This window comes from Streptomyces sp. NPDC042002 (assembly GCF_055588305.1).
In genome coordinates, this window is the sequence record NZ_JBVJCT010000003.1 from 308,302 (window position 1) to 335,231 (window position 26,930).

A 26,930-nucleotide genomic window follows, 5' to 3' on the forward strand; every position below is an offset into this window, starting at 1 on the left:
CACGACGGGGGTGCGCGCCCGGCGGCCGCTTCGGCGCCGCCGTCGGCCGAGGCTCCGGGGCGATCGCGCGGGTGACCGCATGACGACGGAGACGCGGCAGGGTCCTGCCGGAATTCCTGACAGACGGCGCCCGGCCGGGACCCCGGACCGGCGAGGTCCCGGCGGGAGACCCGTGGAAAGACAGGGCGTGCCGAGCCCGGTCGAGGCGCAGGAGGCCGCGGTCATCCTGGAGCGGGCACGGGCGTCCGTCGACCCCGAACTGCGCCGGGCCATCGACTCGCTGCCGGGCTCGATGCGCCGCATCGCGCTCTACCACTTCGGGTGGGAGCAGGCCGACGGCACCCCGGCGGCGGGGAACGCGGGCAAGGCCATCCGGCCCGCGCTCGTGCTGACCGCGGTCCAGGCGCTCGGCGGACAGCAGGCGACGGCGGTACGGGCGGCCGCCGCGGTGGAGCTGATCCACAACTTCACCCTGCTGCACGACGACGTGATGGACCGGGACACCACCCGCAGACATCGCCCCACCGCGTGGACCGTGTTCGGCGACGCCGACGCGATCCTCGCGGGGGACGCCCTCCAGGCGCTGGCCCAGCGGCTGCTCGCCGAGGATCCGCACCCCGCGTCCTCGGCGGCCGCCGCGCGGCTCGCGGGCTGTGTCGTCGAACTGTGCGCCGGACAGCACACGGACACGGCCATGGAGAAGCTCGGCCCGGACGAGGTCACCCTCGACGAGTGCCTCGCCATGGCCGAGGCGAAGACGGGCGCTCTGCTCGGCAGCGCCTGCGCCATCGGGGGGCTGTACGCGCGGGCGGACGCCGAGGACGTCGAGGCACTCGACGCGTTCGGCCGTGAGGCGGGGCTCGCCTTCCAGCTGATCGACGACGTGATCGGGATCTGGGGGGACCCGGGCCGCACCGGCAAACCGGCCGGGGCGGACCTCGCGGCCCGCAAGAAGTCGCTGCCCGTGGTCGCCGCGCTCACCTCGGGCACCCCGGCGGCCGCCGAACTGGCCGAGTTGTACGCGGCGCCGTACCGGGAAGGGGAGTTGGAGCGTACGGTGCTGGCCGTCGAGCGGGCCGGCGGGCGCGACTGGGCACAGGTCCAGGCGGCCGACCGGATGTCCCGGGCGATGCACGAACTGTCCCGCGCGGTACCCGACCCCGAGGCGGCGGGCGGCCTTCTCGCGCTGGCCGAGTTCGTCACCCGGCGCAGCAACTGACCGGCCCTTCCGGCCGGTCGACGACCCCGGATCCCGTGGCACCGTACGGCACCTGACATCCGTACGGTGTCCGGCTCCGGAGGGCGGGCCCCGCGCATCCCCACGGCGTGCGGGGCCCGCGCCCTTGAACCCGTCCCTCGAACCCGTCCCTGGGACGTCCCGGGAGAGGCCCGGGTGAGGCCCGTCGACTTCCGGGCGTAATAGGCTCAACCGCCGTACGGTCAAGGGTGGTTGGGGCGAAGGGCGGGACTGGTCATGGGTGTGGCGATCCGGGTGGCGGGCGAGGCGGACCGGGAGCTGGTCGTCCGGCTGCTGGACGAGGCGTTCCAGGACGATCCGGTGAGCAACTGGGTCTTCCCGGATCCGGCACACCGCCGCGCGACGCACCCCAAGCTCATGGCGGCGTTCGCCGATGCCGTGTTCGCCGAGGGGCGTATCGATCTGACCGAGGACGGTTCGGCGTGCGCCCTGTGGCTGTCCGTCCCCGCCGGGGACCACGAGAGCGACGGGGAGGGCGGGGACGGCGGTGCGGACGAGGGCGGTCCCGCGGAGCTGCGCGCGGCGGTCGACCCGGACAACGAACGGGTCGAGCTGATCGGCCGGCTGACGGCGGACGTCCATCCCGAAGGGCGCGCCCACGCGTACCTGTGGATGATCGGGGTGGCGCCGGAGCGCCAGGGCGAGGGGCTCGGAGGCGCGCTGATCGAGTCGGTCCTCGACCGCTGCGACCGCGAGGGCCTGGCCGCCTATCTGGAGGCGAGCAACGCCCGCAGCCGCGCACTGTACGAACGGCTCGGCTTCGTGCTCACGGGCCGTCCCCTCGACCTGCCGGACGGCCCGCGGATGTGGCCGATGTGGCGCGAGCCGCGACCGGGGCGGCAGACCGAGCCGGAGGTCCAGTCCGAGGACTAGGACGGGGACTGGGACCAGGCCGAGTCGAAGACCGGGGCCGAGTCGGAGGGCTGCCGGGCCCAGGCCTGGTCCGGGACGTACAACAGGAAGCGCCGAGGCCGCCGCCCTACCCTGAAGGCATGGGCACCGATGAGCATGTATGTCCCGAATGCGGGCAACCGGTCGCCACGGTGGTGCACCGGTACAAGACCCTGGGCGCCTGGGTACCCAAATGGGGCCCCGGGCCCTGCCGGAACCCGAAGTGCGCGGCCTACGCCGACGAGCCCGGACGCGGACAGCGGCACGGGCAGCGGCAGGCACACGAGCAGGGGCAAGGGCACGAGCAAGGGCACGAGCAGAGGCAGGGACACGATCTGCCGGAGGAGCCCGCCGCCGAGAAGTCCTGACGCACCGGGCTCCACCGTGCGGAGACGTGCGGCGACGCGCGGAGACGTGTAGAGAATCGCGGGCCGGCTCCGACGTCCCCTGTGAGAGCCGCCCGCCACGGGTGGTCCGAGCCGAGGAAGCCGAAGGAGCGGACTCATGAAGTACCTGGTGATGGTGCAGGGCACACAGGCCGACTACGAGGGCATGCGGGGCAAGGCCTCCGCAAAGGTGCCCGCCTGGAACGAGGAGCAACTGCAGGCCATGTACGCCTACATGGGCGCGATCAGCGACGACCTCTCCGAATCCGGCGAACTGGTCGACGCCCAGGGGCTGGTGGAACCCGCGCAGACCCGCCTGGTGACCCGGAGCCCGGACGGCAAGGCCGTGATCACCGACGGCCCGTACAGCGAGACCAAGGAGCTGATGGCCGGCTACTGGGTGGTCGACTGCGCGAGCCTGGAACGGGTCACCGAGATCGCCGAGCGGGTCACCCGCTGCCCGGGTCCCGACGGCCTCACCGAGTATCCGGTCGTCATCCGGCGCATCCAGGACGGTGCCGGGGACATCTGAGCGGGATGAGAGGCACGACCGAGGCCGAGGACCTGCTGCGCCGCCACGCGCCGCAGGTTCTCGGCGCGCTCGTTCGCCGCTACGGGCACTTCGACGCGGCCGAGGACGCCACACAGGAGGCGCTGTTCGCGGCCGCCGGGCAGTGGCCCGCTAAAGGCGTGCCGGACAACCCGCGCGGCTGGCTGATCAAGGTCGCCTCTCGGCGGCTCGTGGACACCCTGCGGGCGGAGGAGGCGCGGCGGCTGCGGGAGGAGAAGGCGGCGGCGCTGACGCCGCGGGACGCGTTCACGGCGCCGCCCCCGGGCGCGGACCGCGCCCCGTCCGAGGACGACACGCTCTCCCTCCTCTTCCTGTGCTGCCATCCCGGTCTGACCCCGGCCGCGCAGATCGCGCTCACCCTGCGCGCGGTGGGCGGTCTGACGACGGCGGAGATCGCGCGGGCGTATCTCGTGCCCGAGGCGACCATGGCGCAGCGGATCAGCCGGGCCAAGCAGCGGGTGCGAGGCGTCGGATTCGGCCGCCCCGACCACTGGGAGGAACGGCTCCCCGCCGTCCTGCACATCCTCTACCTGATCTTCAACGAGGGCTACACGGCGACCTCGGGCACGGCACTCCAGCGAGCCGAACTCGCCCATGAGGCGATCCGGTTGACCCGCACGGTCCGGCAACTGCTGCCCGAGGACGGCGAGGTGACCGGGCTGCTCGCCCTGATGCTGCTGACGGACGCCCGGCGCGCCGCGCGGACCGGGCAGCACGGGGAACTCGTACCTCTCGACGAACAGGACCGCACGCGCTGGGACAGGGCGGCCATCGAGGAGGGCGTGGCCCTGGTGACCGAGGCGCTTGGGCGGGGGCCGGCGGGCCCCTACGGGCTCCGGGCCGCGATCGCCGCGGTCCACGACGAGGCGGCCTCACCCGAGGCGACGGACTGGGCCGAGATCCTCGGCCTCTACGACGTCCTCGTCCACCGGGTCCCCGGTCCCGTCGAACGCCTCAACCGCGCGGTCGCCGTGGCCATGGTGTACGGGCCGCGGGCCGGCCTCGACGAACTCGACCGGCTGGAGGGCGAGTCGGCCGCCGGGCACCGGCTGGACGCGGTGCGCGGTCATCTGCTGGAGCGCGCCGGTGACCCGGCCGGAGCGCGCGGCGCCTACGAGTCGGCGGCGGCCAAGACCCTCAGCCTTCCCGAACGGCGCTATTTGGAGGCGCGGGCGGCCCGGCTGACGTCGTAGCGTTGTCCGTATGTCCGAACCTCTGTTGCATCTGACCGAGCGCTCCCTGTGGGACGCGGCCCGCGCGTCCGGCACCTACGAGATGTCCACCCGCGGCCGGACCCTCCAGGAGGAGGGCTTCATCCACTGCTCGCTGCGCCACCAACTCCCCGCCGTGGCGGCCATGGTGTACGGCTCCTACGCCGGACCCGGCGAACTCGTGGTCCTAGTCGTCGACGCCGAACGGCTCACCGTGCCCGTCCGCTTCGAGGCGATGGAGCCCGGCGGCGAGGAATTCCCGCACGTCTACGGGCCGATCCCGGTGGACGCCGTCGTGGACACGGAGGTCTGGGACCAGGGCGGGGCGGCCTCGGCGTGAGCGCGGCGGAGGGGCGACGCCGGGTCTGGCGCGGGGTCCTGGTGGTGTGGGCGGTCACCGTCGTCGGCGCCGGCGCCCTCACGCTCTGGCTCCAGGCGTCTTCGGAGCCGGCACCGCTCACCGGCTGGTACACCTCCGACGAAGACGGCCGCCACGCCCCGGCACCCCTGCCCTCCCCCCACGCCTCGGCGTTCTCCTGTCCGCACGGGAAGGACGGGAAGCGCGTCCTCTGTGTGGTCGCCACCCGGCCCCGGCCCTAGGGCAGGCTGCCCGTCGCGGGATCGCGGCCGGTCAGACAGTAGACGCCGCCGACGGGGTCCCGCATGACCGTCCAGCGCGCACCCCGGCCGACCACCGTCGCCCCGAGGGCTTCGTGGTGTGCCCGGACCGCATCGACGTCCGAACAGGCGAGGTCCGGATGGGCGGAGGTGGGGCGTTCGGTGCCGAGGCGTTGCAGCAGGACGCGCAGCGGCAGCCCGGCGGGCGGTCTGATCAGGTGGAACTCCGGGAGCGCGCCCGGGTGGGACTCCCACCCGGTGAGCTCGCTCCAGAAGGCGATCTCGGTCTCGTACACGCCCGGCGCGAGGTCGATGCTCACCTGGTCGAGCCGGCTCGTCGTACCGCCCGGTCCCTCGGCCACCGGCGGCCGTACGGACTCCCCGTGCCAGGGCACCGCGCAGAACAACTGCCCGCCGGGGGAGCGCAGCACGGCCCACCCCTCGTGCCCCGCGACGACCTCGGCGCCCAGCCGCAGCGCCGACTCCACCAACGCGGGTACGTCTTCCACGGACAGGTCGAGATGGGCGCCCCCGGCTCCGCCCCCGACGCCCTGCGCCTTCACGCACGCGTCGCCCTCGCCGGGCAGCAGCGTCAGGAACTCGCCCTGGTCGCCGCGTGGTTCGGACGCCTCCGTGCCGGTGGCCGCCGTCCAGAAGCCGAGAGCCGGTCCGAGATCCGCGGCGGGCCGGTCGACGAATACGTGGGTCCAGCGGATGACCGGTCGCGCGTTCACCGGGACTCTCCCGCCCGGCCGGCCGGTACGGCTCGTACCGGCTCGTGGGCGATCAGGGCGCGCAACGACGTCTTCATCCGCGCGACGAAGGCGTCCCTGGCCTCGGGGGAGAGGACGTCCAGGGAGAGATACGGGTTGAGGTCCTCCAGTTCGACGAGGAGCAGCTCACCGCCGGGGGCCCGGCAGGCGTCCACGCGCTGGATGCCGTACGCGATGTCGTTCCACTCGACGAACCGCTGCGCGAACTCCCGGTCCTCGTCGGTCGGTTCGTACGGCTCCAGGGCCCACCGCCGCTCCGGGTCGGGCGCGTACAGGGCGTACTGGAAGGTGTGGTCGACGAAGTAGAACGACACCTCGTAGCGGAAGTCGATCCGCGGCTGGACGAGGATGTCACCGAACGGCAGCCCGGCGAGCTCCTCGCGCGACACGAACTCCAGGCCGATGGAGTCCGCCCCCTGCTTCGGCTTCACCACATACATGTCGGCCTCGGGCAGCAGGTCCAGGTCGGGTGCGCGGTCGACGGTCGGGATGACCGGGAACCCGGCGGCGGTCAGCTCCAGCAGATACCCCTTGCCGGCCATGTCCCCCTTGCCCGACAGCTGGTTGTAGACCCGGACACCCTCCGCGAGCGCCCGCTCCCGGAACGCGTCGTACGCGGCCTGGTAGTGCAGGACCGGCCCGCTGTTGCGTACGACCACGGCGTCGAAGCCGGTCATCAGCTCGGCCGCGTCCAGCGGGTGGCACACGGCGAGGTCGAACTCCTCGCGCAGCCGCGAGGTCAGGGCGATGTCCTCGTCGCAGTACCGCCGCCCCTTGGCCGGATAGGCCAGGTCGCTGACGAACAGGACGCGGGGGCGGGCGGACGGCACGGGTGACTCCTCGAAGCGTTCGGAGGTTCGTTCCTCGGGCGGACCGTGCCCGCGGAACACGGACCCAGTGTCTCCTCCGCGGGACTCCGGCCTCCCGTCGCCCCGGCCGACGCCCGCGAACACCCGACAACGACGGCCGGTGCCGCGCGTCCGGCGGGGGAGCGGGCCGAGCGTCGCCCGGGTGGGCGGCTGCGGCGCCCGCCCGGCGGGTGCGGCCCGGGTCAGTCGGGTGTGGCCCGGGTCAGCCAAGTGTTGTGCCGGGCGGGTCGCGCGTCGGCCGCTGCGGCGCGCGCCCGGCGGGTGCGGCCCGGGTCAGCCGGTGCCGCGCTTCTCCGCGAAGCGCAGGAGGTTGCCCGCCGGGTCGCGGAAGGCGCAGTCCCGCAGGCCGTACGGCTGGTCCGCGGGCTCCTGGAGGACCTCGGCGCCCGAGGCGCGGACACGCTCGAAGAGCTCGTCGCAGTCGGTCGTCGAGAAGATGACACCGCGCAGCATCCCCTTGGCCAGCAGCTCGGCCATGGCCTGCTTGTCCGCGGGCGAGGCGTCCGGGTCCGCCGCCGGGGGCTCCAGGACGATCTCCACGTCCGGCTGGAGCGGCGAACCGACGGTGACCCACCGCATTCCCTCGAACCCGACGTCACCCCGGACCTCCAGGCCCAGCACGTCGCGGTAGAAGGCGAGCGCCTTGTCGTGGTCGTCGACGGAGATGAAGCACTGGGAGAGTTTCAGATCCATGCGTCCAACCTAGGGCTTGTCCGGCGCCTCACGCGTCCGTCGCGTGCCCCGAACGGCAGCCGCTAAAGGCGCGTGCCAGGTTCCGCCTCCGGGTTGCGGTGGCGGGCCGGGCGGGTCAGCCGACGGGCCACGCAGGACGGAATGGGGGCGCCGTGGTCGTGCGGCCGGGCCCGGTACGCGCTGGGGGTCTCGCCCACCAGCTCCGTGAACCGCGAGCTGAACGAACCCAGCGAGGCGCAGCCCACCGCGAAGCACACCTCGGTCACCGTCAGGTCGCCGCGCCGCAGCAGCGCCTTCGCGCGCTCGATCCGGCGCGTCATCAGATAGGTGTACGGCGTCTCGCCGAACGCCTCCCTGAAGCTCCGCTGGAAGTGCCCGGGCGACATCAGCGCGGTGCGCGCGAGCGTGGCCATGTCCCACGGCTCCGCGTACTCGCGGTTCATCCGGTCGCGCGCCTGCCGCAACCGGACCAGGTCTTCGAGCGGTCTGGGATTTCCCACATCCCCAGAATGGCACGCGCCACCGACAACGGGGCCCCGGACTTCCGCGGCCCCCAGGCTCCAGCGGGGGAACGCGGCCGGCCGTCCCCCGGGGGATCACTGGCCCGGGGGACGGCGGCGGTCATTCGTGCGCGGGGGTGTCCGTGCCGTCAGGCGGCGAGGACCTTGGCCTTGGCCTGTTCGAACTCCTCGGCCGTGATGTGGCCGTGGTTCTTGAGGTCCGCGAGCTTCGCCAGTTCGTCGGCCTTGCCGGTGGTCCCGGCGGTCTCACGGATGTACGAGTTCATGTCCTCCTGGCTCCGCTGGATGCGCTTCATCTCGCGCTCACCCATGCCGCGGCCCCGCGCGATCAGGTACACGAAGATGCCCAGGAAGGGCAGGATGACGACGAAGACGCACCAGCCCGCCTTGCCCCAGCCGCTCAGCGCGTCGTCGCGGAAGATGTCCCCGATGACGCGGAAGAGCAGCATGAACCAGAGGATCCAGAGGAAGAACCACATCGTGGTCCAGAAGACGTTCAGCAGGGGGTAGTCCGCTGCCAGATTGAGCGTCGAGCCGTTCATGGTCGAACTCCTGTCGGTTGTGCGACATCTCCGCGAGCGTTGCCTTGGTGTCGGGCGGATCGAACTGTCGCCGGGCGCCGGGTCGCGATCTCGGGGATTCCGCCCAGGCCCGTCCAGCGGGGGGTTGCGGCCGGTCAGCAGGGCCTGGCGGGTCGGTGCGCGGTGGTGGGGCGGACGGTACGACGGTGTCCGCCGGCGGACAGATGCTCGAAGGCGGGGGGCGAGCGGGGCCCCCGAACACACGGGGCGTGCCGTGACGACGTCGTCCGGTGTGATCGGCGTGCTCGGTGCGCCGTCCGGGGGCTGCGGCGGCCGCGTCGACGGCGTGCGCCGCGGGGACCCCGAGGGCCACGGCGTCGCGAAGGACCGTTCGGGGTCCTTCGGGCCGTGACGGACGGGCCCGGGGCACGGCATGCCCGGCACGGGCCGGATCTGCCGCTGGATGCAGGCCATGAGCGGTGCCCTCTCTGACGCGTGACGTCTTTCTTCGGCTCCAGAGTGCGGTCACCCACCGCCCCGACGGATCACCCTCCGCGGGTGAGCTCGCGGATCCGCCGCCACGGGCTCCCGGGCGAGGGACCGGGTCCGGCCCCCGGGCCGCTCGGAGACCGTTCATCCGTCGTCCGGCAGCTCTTCATGCCCCTCATGCCCCTCATGCCCCTCGCGTTCCTCGTGCTCCTCCCGCTCCTCCCGCTCCTCCGCGAGGGCGTCCCGCAGCCGGGGGAAACGGGCGTCGAGCTCCTCGTCCACCCAGGCCAGCCGCCTGGTGAGCGGCGCGTCGGCGTGGCCGTGGCCCGCCCCGCGCAGGTCCTCCAGGAGCGTCCGGAGGCGGATCAGGACCATCGGGGAGTTCCGGGCGGCCGGGATCACGTCGTCGAGAGCGGTGCGCAGGAAGTCCTCCCACCCCGGCAGCGGGACCACGACGCGCAGGACGCCCCCGCGGTCCGCGACCTCACGCGGCCGGGCCCGCGCCGGGAGCGGCCTGCGCAGCAGATCCTCCATGGCGTCCAGCGCCTGCACCGCCGTGGCGGGGTCGTTGACCGCCGGGGACAGCGCCCTGAGCGCGATGTCGGCGAGCAGCCGGAAGGCGAGCCCGGGGTCCTGGTCGAAGACCCGCTCGGCGCCGGTCTCCAGGCCGCGCAGGACGGCGGAGGCGGGCATCTCGCCGCCGTACACGTCGGCGACGGTGGTGCCGCACTGCAAGGTGGTGCCGGGGGTCACCCGCAGGACGACGACCGCGTTCGCCGCCCGTGCCGCGCCCGCCAGCACGCCCACGTCCACGCGTTGCAGCACGGCGCCGGCCTTCGGCCAGCGGACGGTCGACCGCGGACCGTCCGGACCGGGCGGGTCTCCCGGGTCTCCCGCGCCGCTGGTGAAGCCGCTCGCGTAGAGGACGTCGAGGTTGTGCCGGCCCCGTTCGGAGATGGAACCGAGCACCGGGGCCAGCTGGATCGCGGCGACGGCTTGCAGCAGCAGGTTGCGCAGCAGCGTCAGCAGAAGGAGCAGCAGGACGCCCGCGCTGATCGGCAGGACCACCGAGACCTTGTCCCGGCTGGCGATGGTCAGGGCCGCGGTGGCACAGAAGACGGTCGTCCCGACGGCGAAGGCGAACGTCCGCCACACGATCGGCGCGTCCCGGAACAGGGTGAGCCGTGGTGTGAAGGTGGTGGCCGCCCACTGCACCACCAGGAACAGCACGGAGAAGATGACGGTGGCCGCGCCGAGCACCCCGAAGCCGGTCGCGAGCAGCATCTCGGCCACCTGGCGGGACGGCAGCACGGGTCCCCGGGCGAACTCCGGGACGAGGAGACCGAGGCCCAGTCCGACCGCGATGAAGACCAGTTGGAGGAGGCCCGCGCGCAACCGCCGCCTGCGGCGGAACGCGGCGCGGCCGGTGCGGACGGCGGCGCCCCGGCCGACTGCCGCGAGAACGTTCATCGGACATCCTCCGAGGCGGTCCCGGGGCCGGCGGAACGCGGACCCGCCCCTCAAGGTTCGCCGCCCGCGCGATCACCCGCATCACCCGCCGAAGGTGAGCACCCCGCGCCGGGCGCGCCGCCCGCTCACCCTTTTCGGCCTATTTCCCCGCCCGATGCGCGGAGCGCCGGGGCACGGGGTGGAAGAGGGCCGGTGCATGGGTGGAAGGTGGAGTGGCGAGGGTGCGAGCGGGAGCGTTTTGAGCTGGGCGGAGGTCGCCCGCACCGGGGGATGCCACATCGGTGCGCGGGACCGACGATGGCAGGGGATCGCAGCGGACCCCGCGCCCCGGCCCCGAGGGAAGTGCTCGTATGCGCTACGAATTCCGCATCGCCGGCCTTGTTTCGGACACGCTCGCCACGGCCTTCGCCGAACTCGACAGGGTGCGTACGAAGGAGCAGACCCTGTTCTTCGGAACCGTGATCGACGACGCCCATCTGTATGGACTGCTCACCCGGTTCCAGGCACTGGGCCTGCGTGTGATCGAGATGCGCCAACTGCCCGTGTGATCGAGATGTGTCAGCTGTCCGGCTGATCGAGAGGTGCCGACCGCCCCCAGGAAAGCACGACCGCCCCCAGGAAAGCAGTACGCACCCGGACCGTCGGGACGCCGAGAACGGCGGCCCGCGGACCGGGTGCGGACAGCTGGGCGACGCGATCCGCGAGAACGCGGGTCGGACGGCCCGGACGAAGGTCAGGCCTTCTTGGTCTCCCAGAAGATCTTGTCGATCTGGGCGATGTGGTCCAGCGCCTTCTGGCCCGTCGCCGGGTCGGTGGACGCCTTCGCGGCCGAGAGGGCCTTGAGGGTGTCGTTGACCAGCTGGTGCAGCTCCGGGTACTTCTCGAAGTGCGGGGGCTTGAAGTAGTCGCTCCAGAGCACCGACACGTGGTGCTTGGCGAGCTCGGCGCGCTGCTCCTTGATGACGGTGGCGCGAGCCTGGAAGTGCGGGTCGTCGTTGCCGGCCATCTTGTCCTGGACGGCCTTGACCGACTCCGCCTCGATGCGGGCCTGGGCCGGGTCGTACACGCCGCAGGGCAGGTCGCAGTGCGCGCTGACCTTGACCTTGGGGGCAAACAGGCGGGAGAGCATTGAGCTGTCCTTCCTCGTGATCGTCTTCTCAGGTGGGACATTACTCCGTAGGAGACCTGTTTTCGCGAGTGCCCCCATGGGCTGAGGACAAAAGTCCAGGGTGAAACTGGGACTGGTGGAGGATAGGACCGGGGAGGTGCCGGTGATGCCGGAGCTGTCGCAGGAGACCGCGCGGGGGAAGGCCCTGCTGCCGTTCGGGGCGGCGGAGGTGACGGGCCCCTCGATGGTGCCCACACTCCAGCACGGGGATCGGCTCGTCGTTCAGTGGGGGGCGCGGGTGGGGCCGGGCGATGTCGTCGTCCTGCGGCATCCGTTCCAGCAGGACCTGCTCGTCGTGAAGCGGATCGCGGAGCGCCGTGAGGGCGGCTGGTGGGTGCTCGGGGACAACACGTTCGCGGGCGGGGACAGCACCGACTACGGAACCGTTCCCGAGGAACTCGTCCTCGGGAAGGTGCGGTTCCGGTTCCGGCCGCCGAAGGCGGGTCAGCGTTCGCCGTTCGCCGTCGTCCGCTGGGTGCTGGTGGCCGCCAGGCCGGTGCTTCCCGTGCGGTCCGCCTCCAGGCGCTTGCGGGCGCGGTAGGCCGCGACGTTCGCGCGGGTCGCGCAGCGGTCCGAGCAGTAGCGCCGGGAGCGGTTGGTCGAGGTGTCCAGGTAGGCGTTGCGGCACGGCGCTGCCTCGCACAGGCCGAGGCGGTCCACGCCGTACTCGGTCAGATGGAAGGCGAGGCCCATCGCCGCGATGGCCGCGTAGCCCGCGGTCGCGTTGGACGGGTGGTCCGCCAGATGCATGTGCCACAGCGGGCGGTCGTCGTCGTCGCGGTGGTCGTGCCCCGAGATCTGCGGGCTCACCGGGAATTCGAGGAGCAGGGAGTTCAGCAGGTCCACCGCGAGGGTCTCCTCGCCGGTGTCCGCCGCCTCGAAGACCGCGCGCAGCCGCGCCCGTACCGAACGGAAGCGGGTGACGTCCGCCTCCGCGGCGCGACGGGCCGCCGAGGCGTTGCCCCCGAACAGGTCACGGACGGCCTCGACCGAGGTCAGCGCGTCCTTGCCCCGGGCCGGTTCCTCGGTGTTGACGAGACGGACGGCGTAATCCGAGTAATAGGCCAGTTCCACTTGTAGTCCTTACGGAGGCACTCTATCGTCGTGACGGCGGTCAGGTAACAGACGATCGCGCTTACAGGGTATTACGTGGCCGTCTGGATGAGGGGCTTTCATGGCCATCGGCACCGGAACCGACTGGAACGCCTGGCAGCGGAGCTGGGACCGGCAGCAGGAGTGGTACCTGCCGGACCGCGAGGACCGCTTCCGGGTGATGCTCGACATGACCGAGGCGCTCGTCGGACCCGCGCCCCGCGTCCTCGACCTCGCCTGCGGCACCGGCACCATCACCGCCCGGCTGCTCGCCCGCCTCCCCGGAGCCACCAGCACCGGCGTCGACCTCGACCCCGCCCTCCTCGCCATCGCCGAGGGCACCTTCGCCGGCGACGACCGCGTCTCCCTCGTCACCGCCGACCTCCTGGACCCGCGGTGGCGCGCCTCGCTGCCGTACGACACGTACGACGCCGTGCTGACGGCCACGGCCCTGCACTGGCTGCACAGCGAACCCCTCGCCGCCCTCTACGGCCAGCTCGCCGAACTCGTCCGCGACGGCGGCGTGTTCATGAACGCCGACCACATGCCCGACGAGACGACACCCCGGATCGACGCGGCCGAGCGCGCCCAGCGGCACGCCCGTATGGACCAGGCCAAGAAGGACGGCGCCCTCGACTGGGCCGAATGGTGGGAGGTGGCCGCCCAGGACCCCGTCCTCGCCGGACCCACCGCCCGCCGCTTCGAGATCTACGGCGAGCACGCCGACGGCGACACCCCCTCCGCCGACTGGCACGCGCGCGTGCTGCGCGAACAGGGCTTCGGGGAGGCGCGGCCGGTGTGGCGCTCCCCCTCGGACGCGCTGGTGCTCGCGGTCAAGTAGGCCGACCGCGAGCTGTGCGTCCGCTCTGGGGGCGGGAGTTCGGCGCCGTCCTGGAACGCAAGCACGGCAGGGCTCTTTGCGTGCGGGACAGCACTGGTTCTCAGGGCAGGCGGGGCCATGGGGAAGGGGCGGTACGGGAGACCCGTACCGCCCCTTGTTCCCTGCGCTCAGGAGTGTCGACGTCCCGGTCAGAGGACCTTCGACAGGAACGACTTCGTGCGCTCGTGCTGCGGGTCCGTCAGGACGTCGCGCGGGTTGCCGGACTCGACCACCACACCGCCGTCCATGAAGACCAGGCTGTCGCCGACCTCGCGGGCGAAGCCCATCTCGTGCGTGACGACGACCATCGTCATACCGGACTCGGCGAGATCGCGCATGACGTCGAGGACGTCACCGACCAGCTCCGGGTCCAGGGCCGAGGTCGGCTCGTCGAAGAGCATCAGCTTCGGTTCCATCGCCAGCGCGCGGGCGATCGCCACGCGCTGCTGCTGGCCGCCGGACAGCTGCGAGGGGTAGTTCTTCGCCTTGTCGGACAGGCCGACGCGATCGAGCAGTTCCATCGCGCGGTCCCGGGCGTCCGACTTCTTCGTGCCCTTCACCTGGATCGGCGCTTCCATGACGTTCTCGACGGCCGTCATGTGCGGGAACAGGTTGAAGCGCTGGAAGACCATGCCGATGTCCCGGCGCTTCAGGGCGACTTCGCTGTCCTTGAGCTCGTAGAGCTTGTCGCCCTTCTGGCGGTAGCCGACCAGGTCGCCGTCGACGTACAGCCGGCCGGCGCTGATCTTCTCCAGGTGGTTGATGCACCGGAGGAAGGTCGACTTGCCGGAGCCGGACGGGCCGATCAGGCAGAACACCTCACCGGTGTTCACCTCGAGGTTGATGCCCTTGAGGACCTCCACCGGGCCGAAGGACTTGTGTACGCCCTCCGACTTCACCATCGCGGTCATGCCTTGCCCCTTCCACTGCCGAGCCCAAGCATGTTCGCCTTGATCTTATGGAAGACGGTCGGCGGCAGGCTGCGGCTGGAACCGCGTGCGTAGTAGCGCTCCAGGTAGTACTGGAAGACGCTGAACACACTGGTCATGGCCAGATACCAGATGGAGGCGACGAACAGCATCTCCATCACGGCGTACGACGTGGAGCCGATCGCCGAGGTGGAACGCAGCAGCTCGTTGTACGTGACCGCGTACACCAGCGACGAGGTCTTCAGCATGTTGATGAACTCGTTGCCGGTCGGCGGCACGATCACGCGCATCGCCTGCGGGATCACGATCCGCGCCAGCGTCTTGGTGTGGCTCATGCCCAGGGCCTGCGCGGCCTCCGTCTGACCCTCGTCGACGGCCATCAGGCCGGCGCGGCAGATCTCGGCCATGTACGCGGCCTCGTTCAGGCCGAGGCCCAGCAGGGCGCACATGAACGGAGTCATGACGTCCGTCATGTTGTTCTTGTAGATCGGCCCGAGATTCAGGACGGGGAAGATCAGCGCCAGGTTGAACCACAGCAGCAGCTGGACATAGACCGGCGTGCCGCGGAAGAACCAGATGTACAGCCACGCGACCGTGCTGGTCACCGGGTTCTTCGAGAGCCGCATCACCGCGAGGACGACGCCCAGCACCACACCCACGATCATGGCGAGGATGCTGATCAGCAGCGTGCGGCCGGCGCCCTGGACGACGCTGGACACGAAGAGCTGGCTGCCGACCGTGTGCCACTGGATGTTGCCCTGCGAGAACGCCACGCCGAGCGCCACCAGCAGCGCGACGACGATGACGCCGCTGACCCACCGGCCGTAGTGCCGGACGGGGATCGCCTTGATGGTCTCCGGGGCGGGCCCGGAGGTTCCGCTCTGGGACACCGTGTCGCCCGGAGGCGGGGTGTCCGAGGCGGACTTGTCGAGATTGTCAGTCACGTGACTGCCCTTCAGTGGTGCGCTCGGCTTACTTGCCGCCGTTGATCGCGGACTGCTCGATCGCGCCGGACTGGGCGCCCCACTTGTCCAGCACCTTCTTGTACGAGCCGTCCTTGATGATCGCGTCGACGGCGTCCTTCAGCGCGTCACGGAGCTGCGTGTTGTTCTTGTTCAGGATGATGCCGAACGGGCCGGCGTCGTACTGCTTGTTGATGACCTCGAAGGCCTTGCCGCCGTCGGCCTTGTTGGACAGGTCGACCGCCACCGGGTAGTCGTTGATGCCGGCCACAGCGCCGCCGGACTTCACACGGGTCTGGGCCTCGGTGTCGTTCTGGAACGACTCGATGTCGATGGCCTTCTTGCCGGCGTCCGTGCACTTCTTGGACTGGTCCTTCAGGGCCGTCTCGTACGTCGTGCCCTGCTGCACGGCGGCCGTCTTGCCACAGAGGTCCTCGATGCCCTTGATGCCCTCGGGGTTGCCCTTCTTCACGTAGATGGCCGTACCGGCCGTGAAGTAGTCGACGAAGTCGACGCCCTCGCCGAGCTTCTTGCCCTTGTCGTCCAGGCCCTCCTGGCGCTGCTTGTTGTCCGTGATGGACGACATGCCGATGTCGTAGCGGCCGGAGTTGACGGCGGTGATCAGGCCGTCGAAGGAGCCCGAGGTGAACTCGAACTTCACACCGAGCTGCTTGGCCAGCGCGTCGGCCAGGTCCGGGTCGACGCCGACGATCTTGCTGCCCTCGGTCGACTCCATGGGGGCGTACTCGGCGTTCGTGCCGACCTTGATGACGCCCGCGTCCTGGATCTTCTTGGGCAGCTTGGAGAAGAGGGGAGCGCTGTTGGCCTTGGCGGTGCCGTTGCTTTTCGTCTGGTCACCGCAACCGGTGAGGATGAGGGCGCCGGCGACCGCGATCGCACCGACCGCTGCTATCCGGGACGACGCGGCCGTGGTACGACGGGTGGTGCGTGCGGTCATGAGGGTTCCTCCGGCGGATCTGGGAGTAGCCGATAGGTCGACGGAAACACACACCATCGAGTGTCGCGACCTCGTGTAATGACGGCATCTTGCCATTCGGATTGCGCGATTCAGGGTGCCCGCTATGTCAAAATCGGATAACGGGTGACCCCCGAACCGTTACGGGCCGGTAGGGCACGGCCGGATCTTGTGCGGGAATCCCACCTTCCGGCCGGAAGATCTGCGGTGCATCGTGCCGTGCGGACGACCGCTACGCGGCACTCGTGGCCGAACAAGGACATGTCGGGAAGTGTCAATGGATCCGGGGATGAGTCATCTCACCGACGTGTGATCTTGGCTCTATCCACTCGTCCTCGACACCGTCCGTCCGGTAAGAAGGTTCTTTACACCCCTCATCCGGGGCTCAGGGCGCGTGTGCGGCGCGCCCGTCGCGCAGCGGCCCGTACGCAACCACGGCGGCAGGGCCTGCGCGGTGCCCGCCCACCCCTCAACCAGGAGTGGTCACCCTCAAATAATAAAGACTTAAGGGGTAAAACAAAGTGGCAGCGGAGATCGTCAATCCTCGCAGCGACAGCACTACGGATCACGAAGGCGGGGCCGAGCCCCTCGATGCCTTCGACCCGGCTTTCGCGCTGCACCGCGGCGGCAAAATGGCTGTGCAAGCCACTGTGCCCATCCGCGACAAGGACGACCTGTCCCTGGCTTACACGCCCGGCGTCGCGAAGGTGTGCAGCGCGATCGCCGAGCAGCCGGAACTCGTCCACGACTACACGTGGAAGTCGTCCGTGGTCGCTGTGGTGACCGACGGCACGGCAGTGCTCGGGCTCGGTGACATCGGCCCCGAGGCCTCGCTCCCCGTCATGGAGGGCAAGGCCATCCTGTTCAAGCAGTTCGGCGGTGTGGACGCGGTGCCGATCGCGCTCGCCTGCACCGGCGTCGACGAGATCGTCGAGACGGTGGTCCGGCTCGCTCCCTCCTTCGGCGGCGTCAATCTGGAGGACATCTCGGCGCCGCGGTGCTTCGAGATCGAGCGCAAGCTCCAGGAGCGGCTGGACATTCCCGTCTTCCACGACGACCAGCACGGGACGGCGGTCGTCACCCTCGCGGCCCTGCGGAACGCCGCCAGGCTCACCGGGCGCTCGCTCGGCGAGCTGCGCGCGGTGATCTCCGGCGCGGGCGCGGCCGGCGTCGCCATCGCCAAGTTCCTGCTGGAGGCGGGCCTCGGCGATGTCGCGGTCACCGACCGCAAGGGCGTCGTGTCGCGCGACCGGACCGATCTGACGGACGTCAAGCGGGAACTGGCGGAGATCACCAACAAGGCGGGGATCTCCGGTTCGCTGGAGGCGGCGCTCTCGGGCGCCGACGTCTTCATCGGGGTCTCCGGCGGTACGGTGCCGGAGCCGGCGGTCGCCTCCATGGCGGAGGGTGCCTTCGTCTTCGCGATGGCCAACCCGACCCCCGAGGTGCACCCCGACATCGCCCACAAGTACGCGGCCGTCGTCGCGACCGGGCGGTCGGACTTCCCGAACCAGATCAACAACGTGCTGGCCTTCCCGGGGATCTTCGCCGGCGCGCTCCAGGTCCGGGCCTCCCGGATCACCGAGGGCATGAAGATCGCCGCCGCCGACGCGCTGGCCGCGGTCGTCGGGGACGACCTCGCCGCGGACTACGTCATCCCCTCGCCGTTCGACGAGCGGGTGGCTCCGGCGGTGACGGCCGCGGTGGCCGCGGCCGCCCGTGCGGAGGGCGTCGCCCGCCGCTGACGTGGTGTGCGGTACTTGGCCCCGCCGGGATCCTTCCGGCGGGGCCGGCTTTTTTGCCTGCGGGGAGAGTCCGGGCGGGTGGTTCTCGCCCCCTCCGCCCCTGCCCGTCCCGTACCGGGGGCGCTGCCCCCGGACCCCCGCTCCTCGAACGCCGGAGGGGCCGAGTTTCCCGTCCGGCACTTGAGGGCGAGGGCAGCCTGTGCCGGGGGCCACTCGGTCGGTGGGGGACGTGTCACAGCGGGAGGCGGTTCCCCCGGCCGGGGGCGGAGCCTATCGTCAAGGTCATGTTCGCTGCCTATGCCGCCCGAATCGACCGTGACCAGCCGCTGAACGGCCTGGAGTTGGGGGAGCGTCCGGCCCCCGAACAGAGGCCGGGCTGGACGACCGTGAACGTACGGGCCGCCTCCCTCAACCACCACGATCTGTGGTCGCTGCGCGGGGTCGGCCTCGCCGAGGACAAGCTGCCGATGATCCTCGGCTGCGACGCCGCCGGAATCGACGAGGACGGCAACGAGGTCGTCCTGCACTCCGTCATCGGCCAGAGCGGGCACGGGGTCGGCCCCGAGGAGCCCCGGTCCATCCTCACCGAGCGCTACCAGGGCACCTTCGCCGAGCAGGTCTCCGTACCGGCGTGGAACGTTCTGCCGAAGCCCAGGGAGCTGTCCTTCGAGGAGGCCGCCTGTCTGCCGACCGCCTGGCTGACGGCGTACCGCATGCTGTTCACCAACGCCGGGGTGCGGCCCGGTGACTCCGTGCTCGTGCAGGGTGCGGGCGGAGGTGTGGCCACCGCCGCGATCGTGCTCGGGAAGGCCGCCGGGCTACGGGTCTTCGCGACCAGCCGGGACGAGGCCAAACGGAAGCGGGCGATCGAACTCGGCGCCGTCGAGGCGCTGGAGTCCGGGGCGCGGCTGCCGCAGCGGGTGGACGCCGTCATCGAGACGGTCGGCGCCGCCACCTGGTCGCACTCGGTCAAGTCGCTGCGTCCCGGCGGCACCGTCGTCATCTCGGGTGCCACCAGCGGTGACCGGCCCTCGCACGCCGAGCTGACGCGGATCTTCTTCCTGGAGCTCAAGGTGGTCGGCTCCACCATGGGGACGAAGGACGAGCTGGAGGATCTGCTGGCCTTCTGCGCGGCCACCGGTGTGCGGCCCGTCATCGACGAGGTGCTGCCGCTCGACCGGGCCCGCGAGGGGTTCGAACGGCTGGAGTCCGGCGACCTGTTCGGCAAGATCGTACTGACAACGGGCTGATGCCCGGCCGGGGTTGCGGGGGCACACGAGACGGCGGGTCCGGGTTTCCGGGCCCGCCGTCTCGCGTGCCGGGGCGGGCGAGGATGTCAATGCTGGTTGACACGAGAGGCATGTCAACGTAGGTTGACGTCATGACCGAAGCAACGGATCTTGCCGAGCGCGCGGGTGATCGCGATCCGCGGATCGGGCTGCGGGCGGTCTCCGCGCTGCGGAGGCTGCTGGAGCAGCTGGAAGCGGTACAGGTGCGCAGTGCGCGCAATCAGGGCTGGTCGTGGCAGGAGATCGCCGCGGAACTCGGAGTGAGCAGGCAGGCCGTGCACAAGAAGTACGGGAGGCAGTGATGTTCGAACGCTTCACGAAGGATGCGCGTGCCGTCGTCGAGGGCGCGGTGTCGCATTCCGAGCGGGTGGGGGCCGGGACCGTCGAGGAGGAGCACATGCTGCTGGCCCTCCTCGACCGGGAGGGCAGCCGGGGTTCCTTCGTCCTGACGTCGCTCGGGGCGGCCGGGTTCCGGGAGTCGCTGGAGCGGGACCTCGCCGAGGCGCGCCGCCGGGGCGGGCTGTCGCGCGCCGACGCGGACGCCCTCTCCGGGCTCGGTATCGACCTCACCGAGATCGTCTCCCGGATCGAGGAGGCGCACGGGGAGGGGGCGTTGGAGTCGGGAAAGCGGGCCGGTAACGGCAGACGGACCTCGCGTCGGCCCTTCGGGCAGAGCGCGAAGGAAACGCTGACGCGATCTCTGCGGGTCGCCGTCGCCCGACGGGACCGTCACATCGGGGACGAGCACCTGCTGCTGGCGATCACCCTGCGAGGCGGGGTCGCCGGAGAGGTACTGGCCGATCACGGAATCACGTACCGGTCGGTGACCCGGGTGCTGTACGGGGAGGACGGCGTGGCGGAGGCGGGGTGAGCGGCCTGAGGTGAGGTGAACGACGGAAGCGGGTCGGCCGTGGCGAGGAGGAGCCGTGGCCAGGGGGAGGCGGGCCGACGTGATCCGTGCGGGCCGGTGGTCGTGCAGGTCGGCGGGAGTCGGCGGAGGCCGGTGAGGGCTGGTGGGAGCCGGTGAGGCTCGGTGGGCGAGCTCACCGCCGACGTGATCCGTCGGGTGGGTGGCCGTGCGGGGTCGGCGGAGGCCGTGAGAGCCGGTGGGGGCCGACGAGGCCGGTGGGCGAGCTCACCGCCGACGGGGCCGTGTGTACGGTCCCGCCGGCTTGGGCGGCCCCCGGGGTGAAGGGCCCGGGGAAGCTACAGCCGCTTGCTCCGCAACGTCGATCCGATGTGGGCCGCCGCTGCCGACAAGTGGCTGCGGATATCCCGGAGTTGATCCTCCGTGACGCCGTGGTCGCGGGACGCGTCGCGGATGTCGTCGCGGAAGCGGTCCAGCAGGCGGTCCAGGTCGCGGCCGGGGTTGCCGGTGGGGTCCTCGTGGGCCCAGGCGGGTTCGTACTCCGCGGGGAAGTCCTCCGGGGTGGCCGAGTACTCCGGCTCCGGCGGCGCTCCGGAGGGCGTACGGCCGAAGCCGAACTCCTTGCCGAAGTCCTTCCCCAGGTCCTTGCCGAAGTTCTTCCCGAAGTCGCCGAACTCCTTGGCCAGTTCGGTCAGTCCCTCGCGGACGCCCGTCGGCCAGTCGCCGCGCGCGAAGTGGTCCTGGACCTGGTCCTGGACGTGCTTGGCCATGCGCTGCATCTCCTCCTGAGCCTGTGCGCGGGCTTTCTCCTGCGCCTCCTTGGCCTGACGGCGGGCACGCTGCGCCTCGTCGCGGGCGCGGCGGCTCTCGTCCTTCGCGCGGCGGGCCTGCTCCTTCCACTCCTGCCGGACACGCCGCATCTCCTCCTTCGCCGCCCGCCACGACTCCTTGTCCTGGAAGTCGTCGGCGCCGCCGACTCCACCCGGCGCGGCGTCCTGCTGCTTCGCCCGGGCGCCACCCGCGGAGCCGTACCGCGCCTCCGTGGCCGCCGCCAGCATCTCGCGGCGCAGGTCACCGGCCGCGCCCCGTACGTCCGCGCGGATCTCCGCCGCGAGCTCCGCGACCGACTCGCGGATCTCCAGCTCCAGATCGGCCAGCTCGCCGCTGCGGTCGGCCAGTTCGGCGCGGCCCGCGTCGGTGATCGCGTACACCTTGCGGCCGCCCTCGGAGGTGTGCGTGACGAGTCCTTCGGCCTCCAGCTTCGCCAGCCGGGGGTAGACGGTGCCCGCCGAGGGCGCGTACAGGCCCTGGAAGCGTTCCTCCAGGAGGCGGATCACCTCGTACCCGTGGCGCGGCGCCTCGTCCAGCAGCTTGAGGAGGTACAGGCGCAGTCGGCCGTGGGCGAAGACGGGAGCCATGTCAGAGCACCTTCTTGTCGGTCGCGGTGCCGTCGGTCGCGGGGCCATCGGTTACGGGGTCATCGGTTACGGGGCCATCGGTTGTGGCGCCGTCGGTCGCGGTGCCGGCCTGCCGGCTCTCGGCGGCACCGTTGCCCGCCGTGTCATCCGCCGTGCCGTCCGCCGACCCGTGTGCCGTGCCGTCCGCCGTGTTCTCCGGGACGGCCGGCGTGGCCGTGTCCCGGGGCTTCGGGGCGTCCTCGTAGGGCTCGTCCTCCGTGGGGGGCCTGCGCAGCAGGGCGATGGAGCCCGAGACGGTCATCGCCTTCAGCCTGCCGTTGCCCGCGCCGAGCCGGCCGGTGATCTTCTTGGCGCCCCACTGGCCGCTGACCCGCAGGTCCTCGAAGGCGCTGGAGACGCTGCCGCTCGCGGTGTTGGCCTCGACCTCGGCGTCCCCCGGGTGCGGGAGCCGGATCGCGATCTCGCCCGAGACGTTCGACAACTGGACGTCGGTGGGCGCGCCCGCGGCGTCGAGGTCCACGATCATGGAACCGCTCACCGATTCGGCCCGCACCGAGGAGCCGGAGCCCTCGACGACGGTCAGGTCGCCGGAGACCGAGTTGAAGCGGAGGTCGCCGGTGACGGCCTGGGCCTCCAGGTTCCCGGAGACGGTCTCCACGCGCACGGGGCCGGCCACGCGGACGAGCGTGGTGTCGCCGGTGACGCCCTTCACCCGCACCCTCCCGTCCGTCCCGGAGACCACGGCGGCGGCGCCGACCACGCCCACCTCGACGTGGGTGCCGGTCGGGACGGCCAGTGAGACCACCGCCGCACGGCGCCAGCCCTTGCGGTCGAGCCACTTGAGGAAGCCCTTCCAGGGCAGGTCCTCGTAGGCCACCGTGAGCGTGCCGTTCTCCTGGGTCACCTGGAGCGGGGGGCCGTCCAGTTCGGAGACCTCCAGCCGGGCGGAACCCTCGTCGGTCCCCACGACGTTCACTGTTCCGTTGACGATGCGTACGTGCAGCGTCTGCACGGGGCCGTCGAAGGAGAGCTTCTTCGGCTCTGTCACGGACCACTCGGACATGGTGCAGACCTCCTCGACCGGACCGGACCCCGATACGAGTCCGAGCTCGACGCGCCATATCGCGTCTTCCGTTATTCACGATATATCGCGGATGTGGAAAGTCAAGACACCCGTTCTGGGGATCACCGGAGCGTTGTACTGGGCAAATCGCCCTAAAGTGGTGCTATGTCGACTGCCTCCGGTGCGTCCCGGGACGATCACCCGGTCCAGGCCCCCGGGGCCGTGCTGCTGTGCCGGGCCCGTCCCGATTCGGTCGGTCCCGCCGCCCAGTTGCTGCGCGAGCGGATGCTGCTCGCCGGGGCGGGACCCGAGTGGAGCGTGCTGGTTCCCGAGGGCAGGCCCTGGCAGGACGGCGCGGAACCCGTCGACCGGGTGCTCACCGGCTGGGCCGCGGCGCTCGCCGTCGGCGCCCCCTGGCCCGTCCTCGCCCTGTGGTGGGACACCGACCGCAGCGGCTTCACCCTCGCCTCGGGCTTCCGTCGCACCGTGGGCTACGAATGGCTGGCGAACGGCACCCCGGTCGGCCAGGACGAGGCGATGCGCACCTTCGCCGGTCGCCTCGGTCTCGACCCGGTGCTCGACATGCAGGCCCTGGAACCGCTGACGCGGCCCGATCCGGCGGCCGACGCCCACGCGCGCGTGACGGGGCTGCTCGCCGTCCTCGCGCGCGCGGGAGTGCTGCTTCCGGCCGGACTCGATCCCGGCGAACCCATGGACCGGCTCCGTGACGCGGTCCGGGTCCGGCCGGACGCCGAACAGATCGAGTGGACCGGCTGGCGGGCCGCCGTGGGCGCCGAACTCGACGTCGTGGAGAGCGGCGGTCTCGGGCCCTGGCTGCGCGGCCCGAGGGCGCGCACCCTCGCCGTGGCCCAGCTGGCCGTCGGCCTCCCGCTCACCGCGTGGGGAGTGCGGCGCCACAGCGGCGGCTGGACCGTCGTCGGCGCGGTCCTGACGCTCCGCGGCGCCCTCGCGCTCGCGTACGACCACCTGCGCGCCTACGACTGACGGGCTCGCCGCCCCTCGGGAGCGGACCCGCTCCAGCCGGGGTCGAGCCGGGCCGCCGCGTTCCGGAGAACCGGTCGCCCTGCCGTGAAGGACGTGAGGGACTGGACGCCCTCGCGCGGAGAGGACCGGCACCCCGTCGGGAGGAGAGCCACCCCGTCGGAGGGAGAGCCCCCCACGGGACAAGAAGAGTGCCGGAGGGGCGGGTTACTCCTCGTCCTCGTCCTCGTCGTCCAGTCGGGCCAGCCAGGTCGCCAGCCGTTCCACCGGTACCTCGAAGTCCGGGTTGAGGTCGACGAACGTACGCAACTGCTCGGCGAGCCACTCGAAGGTGACCTCTTCCTCGCCGCGCCGCTTCTCAAGTTCCTCGATGCCGCGGTCGGTGAAGTACATGGATGGTGCTCCGTGGGTGAAAGGGAAGTGGAACGCTGGGAAAAGGATAGGCGGGGGCGCGGGGCCCATGGAGGGCCTCTGTCGTGGGCGACCCCCTGCGGCTAGCCTGCAAGGTCGGCCGCACCACGGGGGCGTGGGGAACGGGGGATGCCATGAGTGACGCGGTGACTCGCATCGCACGGATCGAGATGCCGGACGGAACACCGGTGTGGGCCCGGATCTCGGGGGCCGACGAGCTGGAGGAGCCGGGCGGCGAGCTGTCGCTGACGGACGTCGGCTTCGGGGAGCGCGTCGAGGCGCAGGTCGAGAGCCTGCACTCGGTGATCACCAGTGTCGCGCGCTCGCTCGCCGCGCCCCTGCGCGCGGTGCGGCCCGACGAGGTCAGCGTCGAGTTCGGCATCGAGCTGACGGCGAAGGCCGGCAAGGTGGTCGGGCTGCTCGCGGACGGCGAGGCCAAGGCGGGCATCACCGTGACGCTGACCTGGAACGGCGGTCCGCCGGACCTGGAGGAGACCGGGGCAGCCCCGCACGCGGGCGCGTCTCCCGGCGCCCCGGCGCACGGCGGCGCCACCGACACCTCCGGCGGGGGCGGAGCATGACGGACGGGCGCGCCCCGGGCGCACCGGGCGGCCCCGGGAACGCTCACCGTGCGCTGCGTGATCTCGTCATGGCCGCCACCGTGCGCATCCATCGCGCTGACCCCGGGTATGCCCTCGACGAACCCGGCACGTTCCTCGGGAGCGGTTTCTTCATCGCTCCGAACTGGGTGCTGACCTGCGCGCATGTGGTCCGGAGCGGGAAGGGGGACAAGGTGACGGTGGTGTACGAGACAGGGCCGGGCCGCGGCACGTCCGCCGTCGCCGGCGAGATCGCGACGACCCTCCCGGACCATGTCGGGCTTCCGGTGCGGGGCACCTGGCCGTCCCCCGACCTCGCCCTCGTGCGGCTGCGCGAGCCGGTGGACCACGACTGCGCCTATGTCACCGAACGCCCGGCCGCGTACTACGAGGAGGCGGTCGTCCTCTACTCCGGCTGGTCCGTGGTGGGCGGGGAACTGCGCAGGCTGAGCGGCACCTGCACGGTGCAGGGCACGCTCGGCGGCTGGTCCGACGACGAGCAGATCCGGCTGGGCGGCGATGTGCTGCCGCCCGGCGTCTCGGGCGGCCCGGTCGTCGACCCCGTACGCGGTGAGGTCGTCGGTGTCCTGAAGTCGCGCACGGACCGGGGGCTCGGCGGCACCTGCACGGGGGTGGAGCAGTTACGGTCCCTGCCGGTGCCGGCCGAGGAGATCCGGGCCGAGCACGACGACAGCTACCACGCCGTCTTCCACGCCCACGACCGCTACCACCGGGACCGCCAGCGGCATCCCGACACCGATCGCAGCACCTGGGCCGACGTCCAGAACCAGCTCGGCGCCCGGCCCGGCCGCGCGCTCAGCCCCGAGGAGCGGACCCAGCTGCTCGGCAGGCTCGCCGATCTGCCGCCGCCGGTCAGCACCCGCGCCCTGCTCGGCCTGCTCGAATCCCTGCTCGGGGACCAGACCGCGATCCCGCATCCGGCGCCGCGCGGCTGGCGCGACGGCCTCGGGGCGCTGTACGAGAGCTCGCGACAGGACGCCGCCCTGGACCTCGTCCTCGACTACGCGATGCGGGCCATGTCCGCCGAACGCCCTTTCGTCACGCCCGGCACGCAGGCCGCCGAGCGGGCACTGTGGGAGTGGGTGCGGCAGACCGCCGAGGGCAGGCCGGGCCCGGCGTACCGGCGTCGCCTCGGCCAACAGTGGATCGAGCGGCTCCAGTTGGCGCCTCGTGGTCCGTCGGCGGCGGAAGCAGAGGCGGCGCACGGCACCGCGCACAGCGCCGACCGTGCGCCCCGCCTCTTCGTTCTGCTCGAACTGGAGCAGCTGGGCTGGGAGCCGGGCCGCTGCGACTGGCACGTCTCGGTGGGCCGGCCGACCGGCGAGGTGGTGCGACTGCGCGACGGCGAGCGCACCCCGCTGGAGGACCTGCCTGCCGTTCTCGGGCCACCCCTGTCGGAGGCCTTCCGCCAGTGCGACGAACCCGGGAGGCCCGCCGACCTCCAGGTAGCGCTGCCCCATCTGCTGCTCGGACTCGACGTCGACGCCTGGCAGTCCGGGCCAGGCGAGCCGCCGCTCGGCGCGCACCGGCCCGTCGTCGTGCGCTGCGCGGACCGGGAGCAGCTGCCCGAGCCGGCCGACCCGGCGGCCCCGGCCGGAAAGCAGCTCCCCGCCGACGAGGAGCGGCACGAGCGGGAGGCCCGCTGGCGGTGGATCCACGCGCACGGCGCCCAGGCCGAAGTCCTCGACTGCGAGGACGGGTTGCGGGTACCCGTACCGGCGGCGGAGTCGTTGCGCGGGCTGCCGCACAAGACCGTCCCGGTGCTCTGCCGCTACGGCGACCACCGTTTCGAGGACGACCCGGTGGCGCTCGTACGGATCGTGCACGGCGGGTACGGCGTCGCGCTGTGGCGGCGCTGGCGCGGACAGTCCGACGCGGTCTGCGGCGAGTTCCACCGAAGAGCCGGCGACACGGTGGCGGGCGCGGGCCGCGCGGACCGGCTCCCCGAACTGGTGCACGCCCTGCGGGCCGGGCTGCGCGAGGGCCGCCCGGAGACCTACTGGGCCGACGGGATCGCCCTGTTCTACGACGACCCGCGCCGGCCCCTGCCCGGGACCGGGGACCTGCTGGAGGCGCCATGACCGCATCCGTGGACCCACTGTCGCGCGACGCTCGAACCAGGCCGAAGTGGGCTGCTATGAGCCCCTCTTGGGACCTTACGGGGCCCTCGGGGGGTCGATACGGTGAGGCGACGATCGACGGCTGCCGTGGTGGACGAGTGACGACGAGGACTGGG

General features: G+C 71.8%; 32 protein-coding genes. 18 read left to right on the plus strand and 14 right to left on the minus strand.

Going from position 1 to position 26,930, the window contains the following annotated elements; translation table 11 throughout:
* Positions 1-79 precede the first annotated feature (79 nt).
* From ACZ6KY_RS06680 to ACZ6KY_RS06710, 7 genes are all read left to right on the plus strand, one after another.
* A complete protein-coding gene (locus ACZ6KY_RS06680) occupies positions 80-1,219 on the plus strand; it encodes a family 2 encapsulin nanocompartment cargo protein polyprenyl transferase (RefSeq protein WP_469309216.1) in 1,140 nt (379 codons plus the stop codon).
* A 255-nt stretch (positions 1,220-1,474) separates the two neighbouring features.
* Positions 1,475-2,131, plus strand: a complete 657-nt coding sequence (locus tag ACZ6KY_RS06685; protein WP_469309217.1) for a GNAT family N-acetyltransferase — start codon at positions 1,475-1,477, stop codon at positions 2,129-2,131.
* Positions 2,132-2,250: 119 nt separating this feature from the next.
* Positions 2,251-2,517, plus strand: a complete 267-nt coding sequence (locus ACZ6KY_RS06690; RefSeq protein ID WP_469309218.1) for a hypothetical protein — start codon at positions 2,251-2,253, stop codon at positions 2,515-2,517.
* Positions 2,518-2,653: 136 nt separating this feature from the next.
* Positions 2,654-3,067 carry a YciI family protein gene (locus ACZ6KY_RS06695; RefSeq protein ID WP_469309219.1) on the plus strand — a complete coding sequence of 138 codons (414 nt, stop codon included), beginning with the start codon at positions 2,654-2,656 and terminating at the stop codon, positions 3,065-3,067.
* Between the two features lie 5 nt (positions 3,068-3,072).
* Positions 3,073-4,299 carry an RNA polymerase sigma factor gene (locus tag ACZ6KY_RS06700; RefSeq protein WP_469309220.1) on the plus strand — a complete coding sequence of 409 codons (1,227 nt, stop codon included), beginning with the start codon at positions 3,073-3,075 and terminating at the stop codon, positions 4,297-4,299.
* A 10-nt stretch (positions 4,300-4,309) separates the two neighbouring features.
* A complete protein-coding gene (locus ACZ6KY_RS06705) occupies positions 4,310-4,657 on the plus strand; it encodes a DUF952 domain-containing protein (RefSeq protein ID WP_469309221.1) in 348 nt (115 codons plus the stop codon).
* Positions 4,654-4,917 (plus strand): hypothetical protein, encoded by a 264-nt coding sequence (locus ACZ6KY_RS06710; protein WP_469309222.1) that lies wholly within the window; start codon positions 4,654-4,656, stop codon positions 4,915-4,917. Before ACZ6KY_RS06705 ends, ACZ6KY_RS06710 begins: the two co-directional genes overlap by 4 nt.
* On the opposite strand, the gene ACZ6KY_RS06715 is transcribed toward ACZ6KY_RS06710, so the two are convergent.
* From ACZ6KY_RS06715 to ACZ6KY_RS06735, 5 genes are all read right to left on the minus strand, one after another.
* Entirely contained in the window at positions 4,914-5,669 is a 756-nt protein-coding gene (locus ACZ6KY_RS06715) for a VOC family protein (protein ID WP_469309223.1), read from the minus strand. The genes ACZ6KY_RS06710 and ACZ6KY_RS06715 overlap by 4 nt on opposite strands.
* On the minus strand, positions 5,666-6,538 hold the full coding sequence (locus ACZ6KY_RS06720; protein ID WP_469309398.1) for an ATP-grasp domain-containing protein: 873 nt from the start codon (positions 6,536-6,538) through the stop codon (positions 5,666-5,668). Before ACZ6KY_RS06720 ends, ACZ6KY_RS06715 begins: the two co-directional genes overlap by 4 nt.
* Positions 6,539-6,850: 312 nt before the next feature.
* On the minus strand, positions 6,851-7,270 hold the full coding sequence (locus ACZ6KY_RS06725; protein ID WP_469309224.1) for a VOC family protein: 420 nt from the start codon (positions 7,268-7,270) through the stop codon (positions 6,851-6,853).
* 62 nt (positions 7,271-7,332) lie between these two features.
* Complete coding sequence (locus ACZ6KY_RS06730) at positions 7,333-7,713, minus strand: helix-turn-helix transcriptional regulator (RefSeq protein ID WP_469309399.1); 381 nt, start codon at positions 7,711-7,713, stop codon at positions 7,333-7,335.
* A 206-nt stretch (positions 7,714-7,919) separates the two neighbouring features.
* Positions 7,920-8,333 (minus strand): SHOCT domain-containing protein, encoded by a 414-nt coding sequence (locus tag ACZ6KY_RS06735; RefSeq protein WP_469309225.1) that lies wholly within the window; start codon positions 8,331-8,333, stop codon positions 7,920-7,922.
* A gap of 253 nt (positions 8,334-8,586) precedes the next feature.
* On the opposite strand from ACZ6KY_RS06735, the gene ACZ6KY_RS06740 reads away from it, so the two are divergent.
* Complete coding sequence (locus ACZ6KY_RS06740) at positions 8,587-8,724, plus strand: hypothetical protein (protein WP_469309226.1); 138 nt, start codon at positions 8,587-8,589, stop codon at positions 8,722-8,724.
* Positions 8,725-8,945: 221 nt separating this feature from the next.
* Here ACZ6KY_RS06740 and ACZ6KY_RS06745 read toward each other — a convergent pair whose 3' ends face one another.
* A complete protein-coding gene (locus tag ACZ6KY_RS06745) occupies positions 8,946-10,271 on the minus strand; it encodes a DUF2254 family protein (protein WP_469309227.1) in 1,326 nt (441 codons plus the stop codon).
* Between the two features lie 350 nt (positions 10,272-10,621).
* Between ACZ6KY_RS06745 and ACZ6KY_RS06750 the strand changes: the two genes are divergently transcribed.
* Entirely contained in the window at positions 10,622-10,819 is a 198-nt protein-coding gene (locus tag ACZ6KY_RS06750) for a hypothetical protein (RefSeq protein ID WP_328553504.1), read from the plus strand.
* A 185-nt stretch (positions 10,820-11,004) separates the two neighbouring features.
* Here ACZ6KY_RS06750 and sodN read toward each other — a convergent pair whose 3' ends face one another.
* Complete coding sequence (sodN, locus tag ACZ6KY_RS06755; RefSeq protein ID WP_469309228.1) at positions 11,005-11,400, minus strand: superoxide dismutase, Ni; 396 nt, start codon at positions 11,398-11,400, stop codon at positions 11,005-11,007.
* A gap of 145 nt (positions 11,401-11,545) precedes the next feature.
* On the opposite strand from sodN, the gene sodX reads away from it, so the two are divergent.
* On the plus strand, positions 11,546-11,980 hold the full coding sequence (gene sodX, locus ACZ6KY_RS06760) for a nickel-type superoxide dismutase maturation protease (protein WP_469309229.1): 435 nt from the start codon (positions 11,546-11,548) through the stop codon (positions 11,978-11,980).
* On the opposite strand, the gene ACZ6KY_RS06765 is transcribed toward sodX, so the two are convergent.
* On the minus strand, positions 11,884-12,513 hold the full coding sequence (locus tag ACZ6KY_RS06765) for a CGNR zinc finger domain-containing protein (RefSeq protein WP_469309230.1): 630 nt from the start codon (positions 12,511-12,513) through the stop codon (positions 11,884-11,886). The genes sodX and ACZ6KY_RS06765 overlap by 97 nt on opposite strands.
* A 100-nt stretch (positions 12,514-12,613) precedes the next feature.
* Here ACZ6KY_RS06765 and ACZ6KY_RS06770 point away from each other — a divergent pair, with 100 nt between their 5' ends.
* Complete coding sequence (locus ACZ6KY_RS06770; protein ID WP_469309231.1) at positions 12,614-13,372, plus strand: class I SAM-dependent methyltransferase; 759 nt, start codon at positions 12,614-12,616, stop codon at positions 13,370-13,372.
* A 188-nt stretch (positions 13,373-13,560) separates the two neighbouring features.
* Here ACZ6KY_RS06770 and ACZ6KY_RS06775 read toward each other — a convergent pair whose 3' ends face one another.
* Genes ACZ6KY_RS06775 through ACZ6KY_RS06785 form a run of 3 tightly spaced genes read right to left on the minus strand, consistent with a single transcriptional unit; the run spans position 13,561 to position 16,260 of the window.
* Positions 13,561-14,322, minus strand: a complete 762-nt coding sequence (locus tag ACZ6KY_RS06775) for an amino acid ABC transporter ATP-binding protein (RefSeq protein ID WP_469309232.1) — start codon at positions 14,320-14,322, stop codon at positions 13,561-13,563.
* A complete protein-coding gene (locus tag ACZ6KY_RS06780) occupies positions 14,319-15,284 on the minus strand; it encodes an amino acid ABC transporter permease (RefSeq protein ID WP_469309233.1) in 966 nt (321 codons plus the stop codon). The genes ACZ6KY_RS06775 and ACZ6KY_RS06780 overlap by 4 nt, the downstream gene beginning before the upstream one ends.
* Before the next feature lie 28 nt (positions 15,285-15,312).
* Positions 15,313-16,260 carry an ABC transporter substrate-binding protein gene (locus ACZ6KY_RS06785; protein WP_469309234.1) on the minus strand — a complete coding sequence of 316 codons (948 nt, stop codon included), beginning with the start codon at positions 16,258-16,260 and terminating at the stop codon, positions 15,313-15,315.
* 539 nt (positions 16,261-16,799) lie between these two features.
* Here ACZ6KY_RS06785 and ACZ6KY_RS06790 point away from each other — a divergent pair.
* The 4 genes from ACZ6KY_RS06790 (at position 16,800) to ACZ6KY_RS06805 (ending at position 20,183) form a co-directional block, all read left to right on the plus strand.
* Positions 16,800-18,023 carry an NAD(P)-dependent malic enzyme gene (locus tag ACZ6KY_RS06790; protein WP_469309235.1) on the plus strand — a complete coding sequence of 408 codons (1,224 nt, stop codon included), beginning with the start codon at positions 16,800-16,802 and terminating at the stop codon, positions 18,021-18,023.
* Between the two features lie 284 nt (positions 18,024-18,307).
* Complete coding sequence (locus tag ACZ6KY_RS06795; protein WP_469309236.1) at positions 18,308-19,273, plus strand: zinc-binding dehydrogenase; 966 nt, start codon at positions 18,308-18,310, stop codon at positions 19,271-19,273.
* Between the two features lie 131 nt (positions 19,274-19,404).
* Positions 19,405-19,614 (plus strand): helix-turn-helix domain-containing protein, encoded by a 210-nt coding sequence (locus ACZ6KY_RS06800; protein ID WP_010984411.1) that lies wholly within the window; start codon positions 19,405-19,407, stop codon positions 19,612-19,614.
* Positions 19,614-20,183, plus strand: a complete 570-nt coding sequence (locus ACZ6KY_RS06805) for a Clp protease N-terminal domain-containing protein (protein WP_469309237.1) — start codon at positions 19,614-19,616, stop codon at positions 20,181-20,183. The genes ACZ6KY_RS06800 and ACZ6KY_RS06805 overlap by 1 nt, the downstream gene beginning before the upstream one ends.
* A gap of 335 nt (positions 20,184-20,518) precedes the next feature.
* Here the strand turns inward: ACZ6KY_RS06805 and ACZ6KY_RS06810 are convergent, their stop codons facing one another.
* Entirely contained in the window at positions 20,519-21,598 is a 1,080-nt protein-coding gene (locus tag ACZ6KY_RS06810) for a PadR family transcriptional regulator (RefSeq protein WP_469309238.1), read from the minus strand.
* A 1-nt stretch (position 21,599) separates the two neighbouring features.
* On the minus strand, positions 21,600-22,661 hold the full coding sequence (locus tag ACZ6KY_RS06815; RefSeq protein WP_469309239.1) for a DUF4097 family beta strand repeat-containing protein: 1,062 nt from the start codon (positions 22,659-22,661) through the stop codon (positions 21,600-21,602).
* A 165-nt stretch (positions 22,662-22,826) separates the two neighbouring features.
* Here ACZ6KY_RS06815 and ACZ6KY_RS06820 point away from each other — a divergent pair, with 165 nt between their 5' ends.
* On the plus strand, positions 22,827-23,666 hold the full coding sequence (locus ACZ6KY_RS06820) for a hypothetical protein (protein WP_469309240.1): 840 nt from the start codon (positions 22,827-22,829) through the stop codon (positions 23,664-23,666).
* Positions 23,667-23,870: 204 nt separating this feature from the next.
* On the opposite strand, the gene ACZ6KY_RS06825 is transcribed toward ACZ6KY_RS06820, so the two are convergent.
* Positions 23,871-24,056, minus strand: coding sequence for a DUF6104 family protein (locus tag ACZ6KY_RS06825; protein WP_030190019.1), 186 nt, complete (start codon positions 24,054-24,056; stop codon positions 23,871-23,873).
* A gap of 152 nt (positions 24,057-24,208) precedes the next feature.
* On the opposite strand from ACZ6KY_RS06825, the gene ACZ6KY_RS06830 reads away from it, so the two are divergent.
* Together ACZ6KY_RS06830 and ACZ6KY_RS06835 are read left to right on the plus strand one after the other, a co-directional pair.
* Entirely contained in the window at positions 24,209-24,655 is a 447-nt protein-coding gene (locus ACZ6KY_RS06830) for a CU044_2847 family protein (protein WP_469309241.1), read from the plus strand.
* Positions 24,656-24,723: 68 nt separating this feature from the next.
* Positions 24,724-26,775, plus strand: a complete 2,052-nt coding sequence (locus tag ACZ6KY_RS06835) for a VMAP-C domain-containing protein (protein WP_469309242.1) — start codon at positions 24,724-24,726, stop codon at positions 26,773-26,775.
* Positions 26,776-26,930 lie beyond the last annotated feature (155 nt).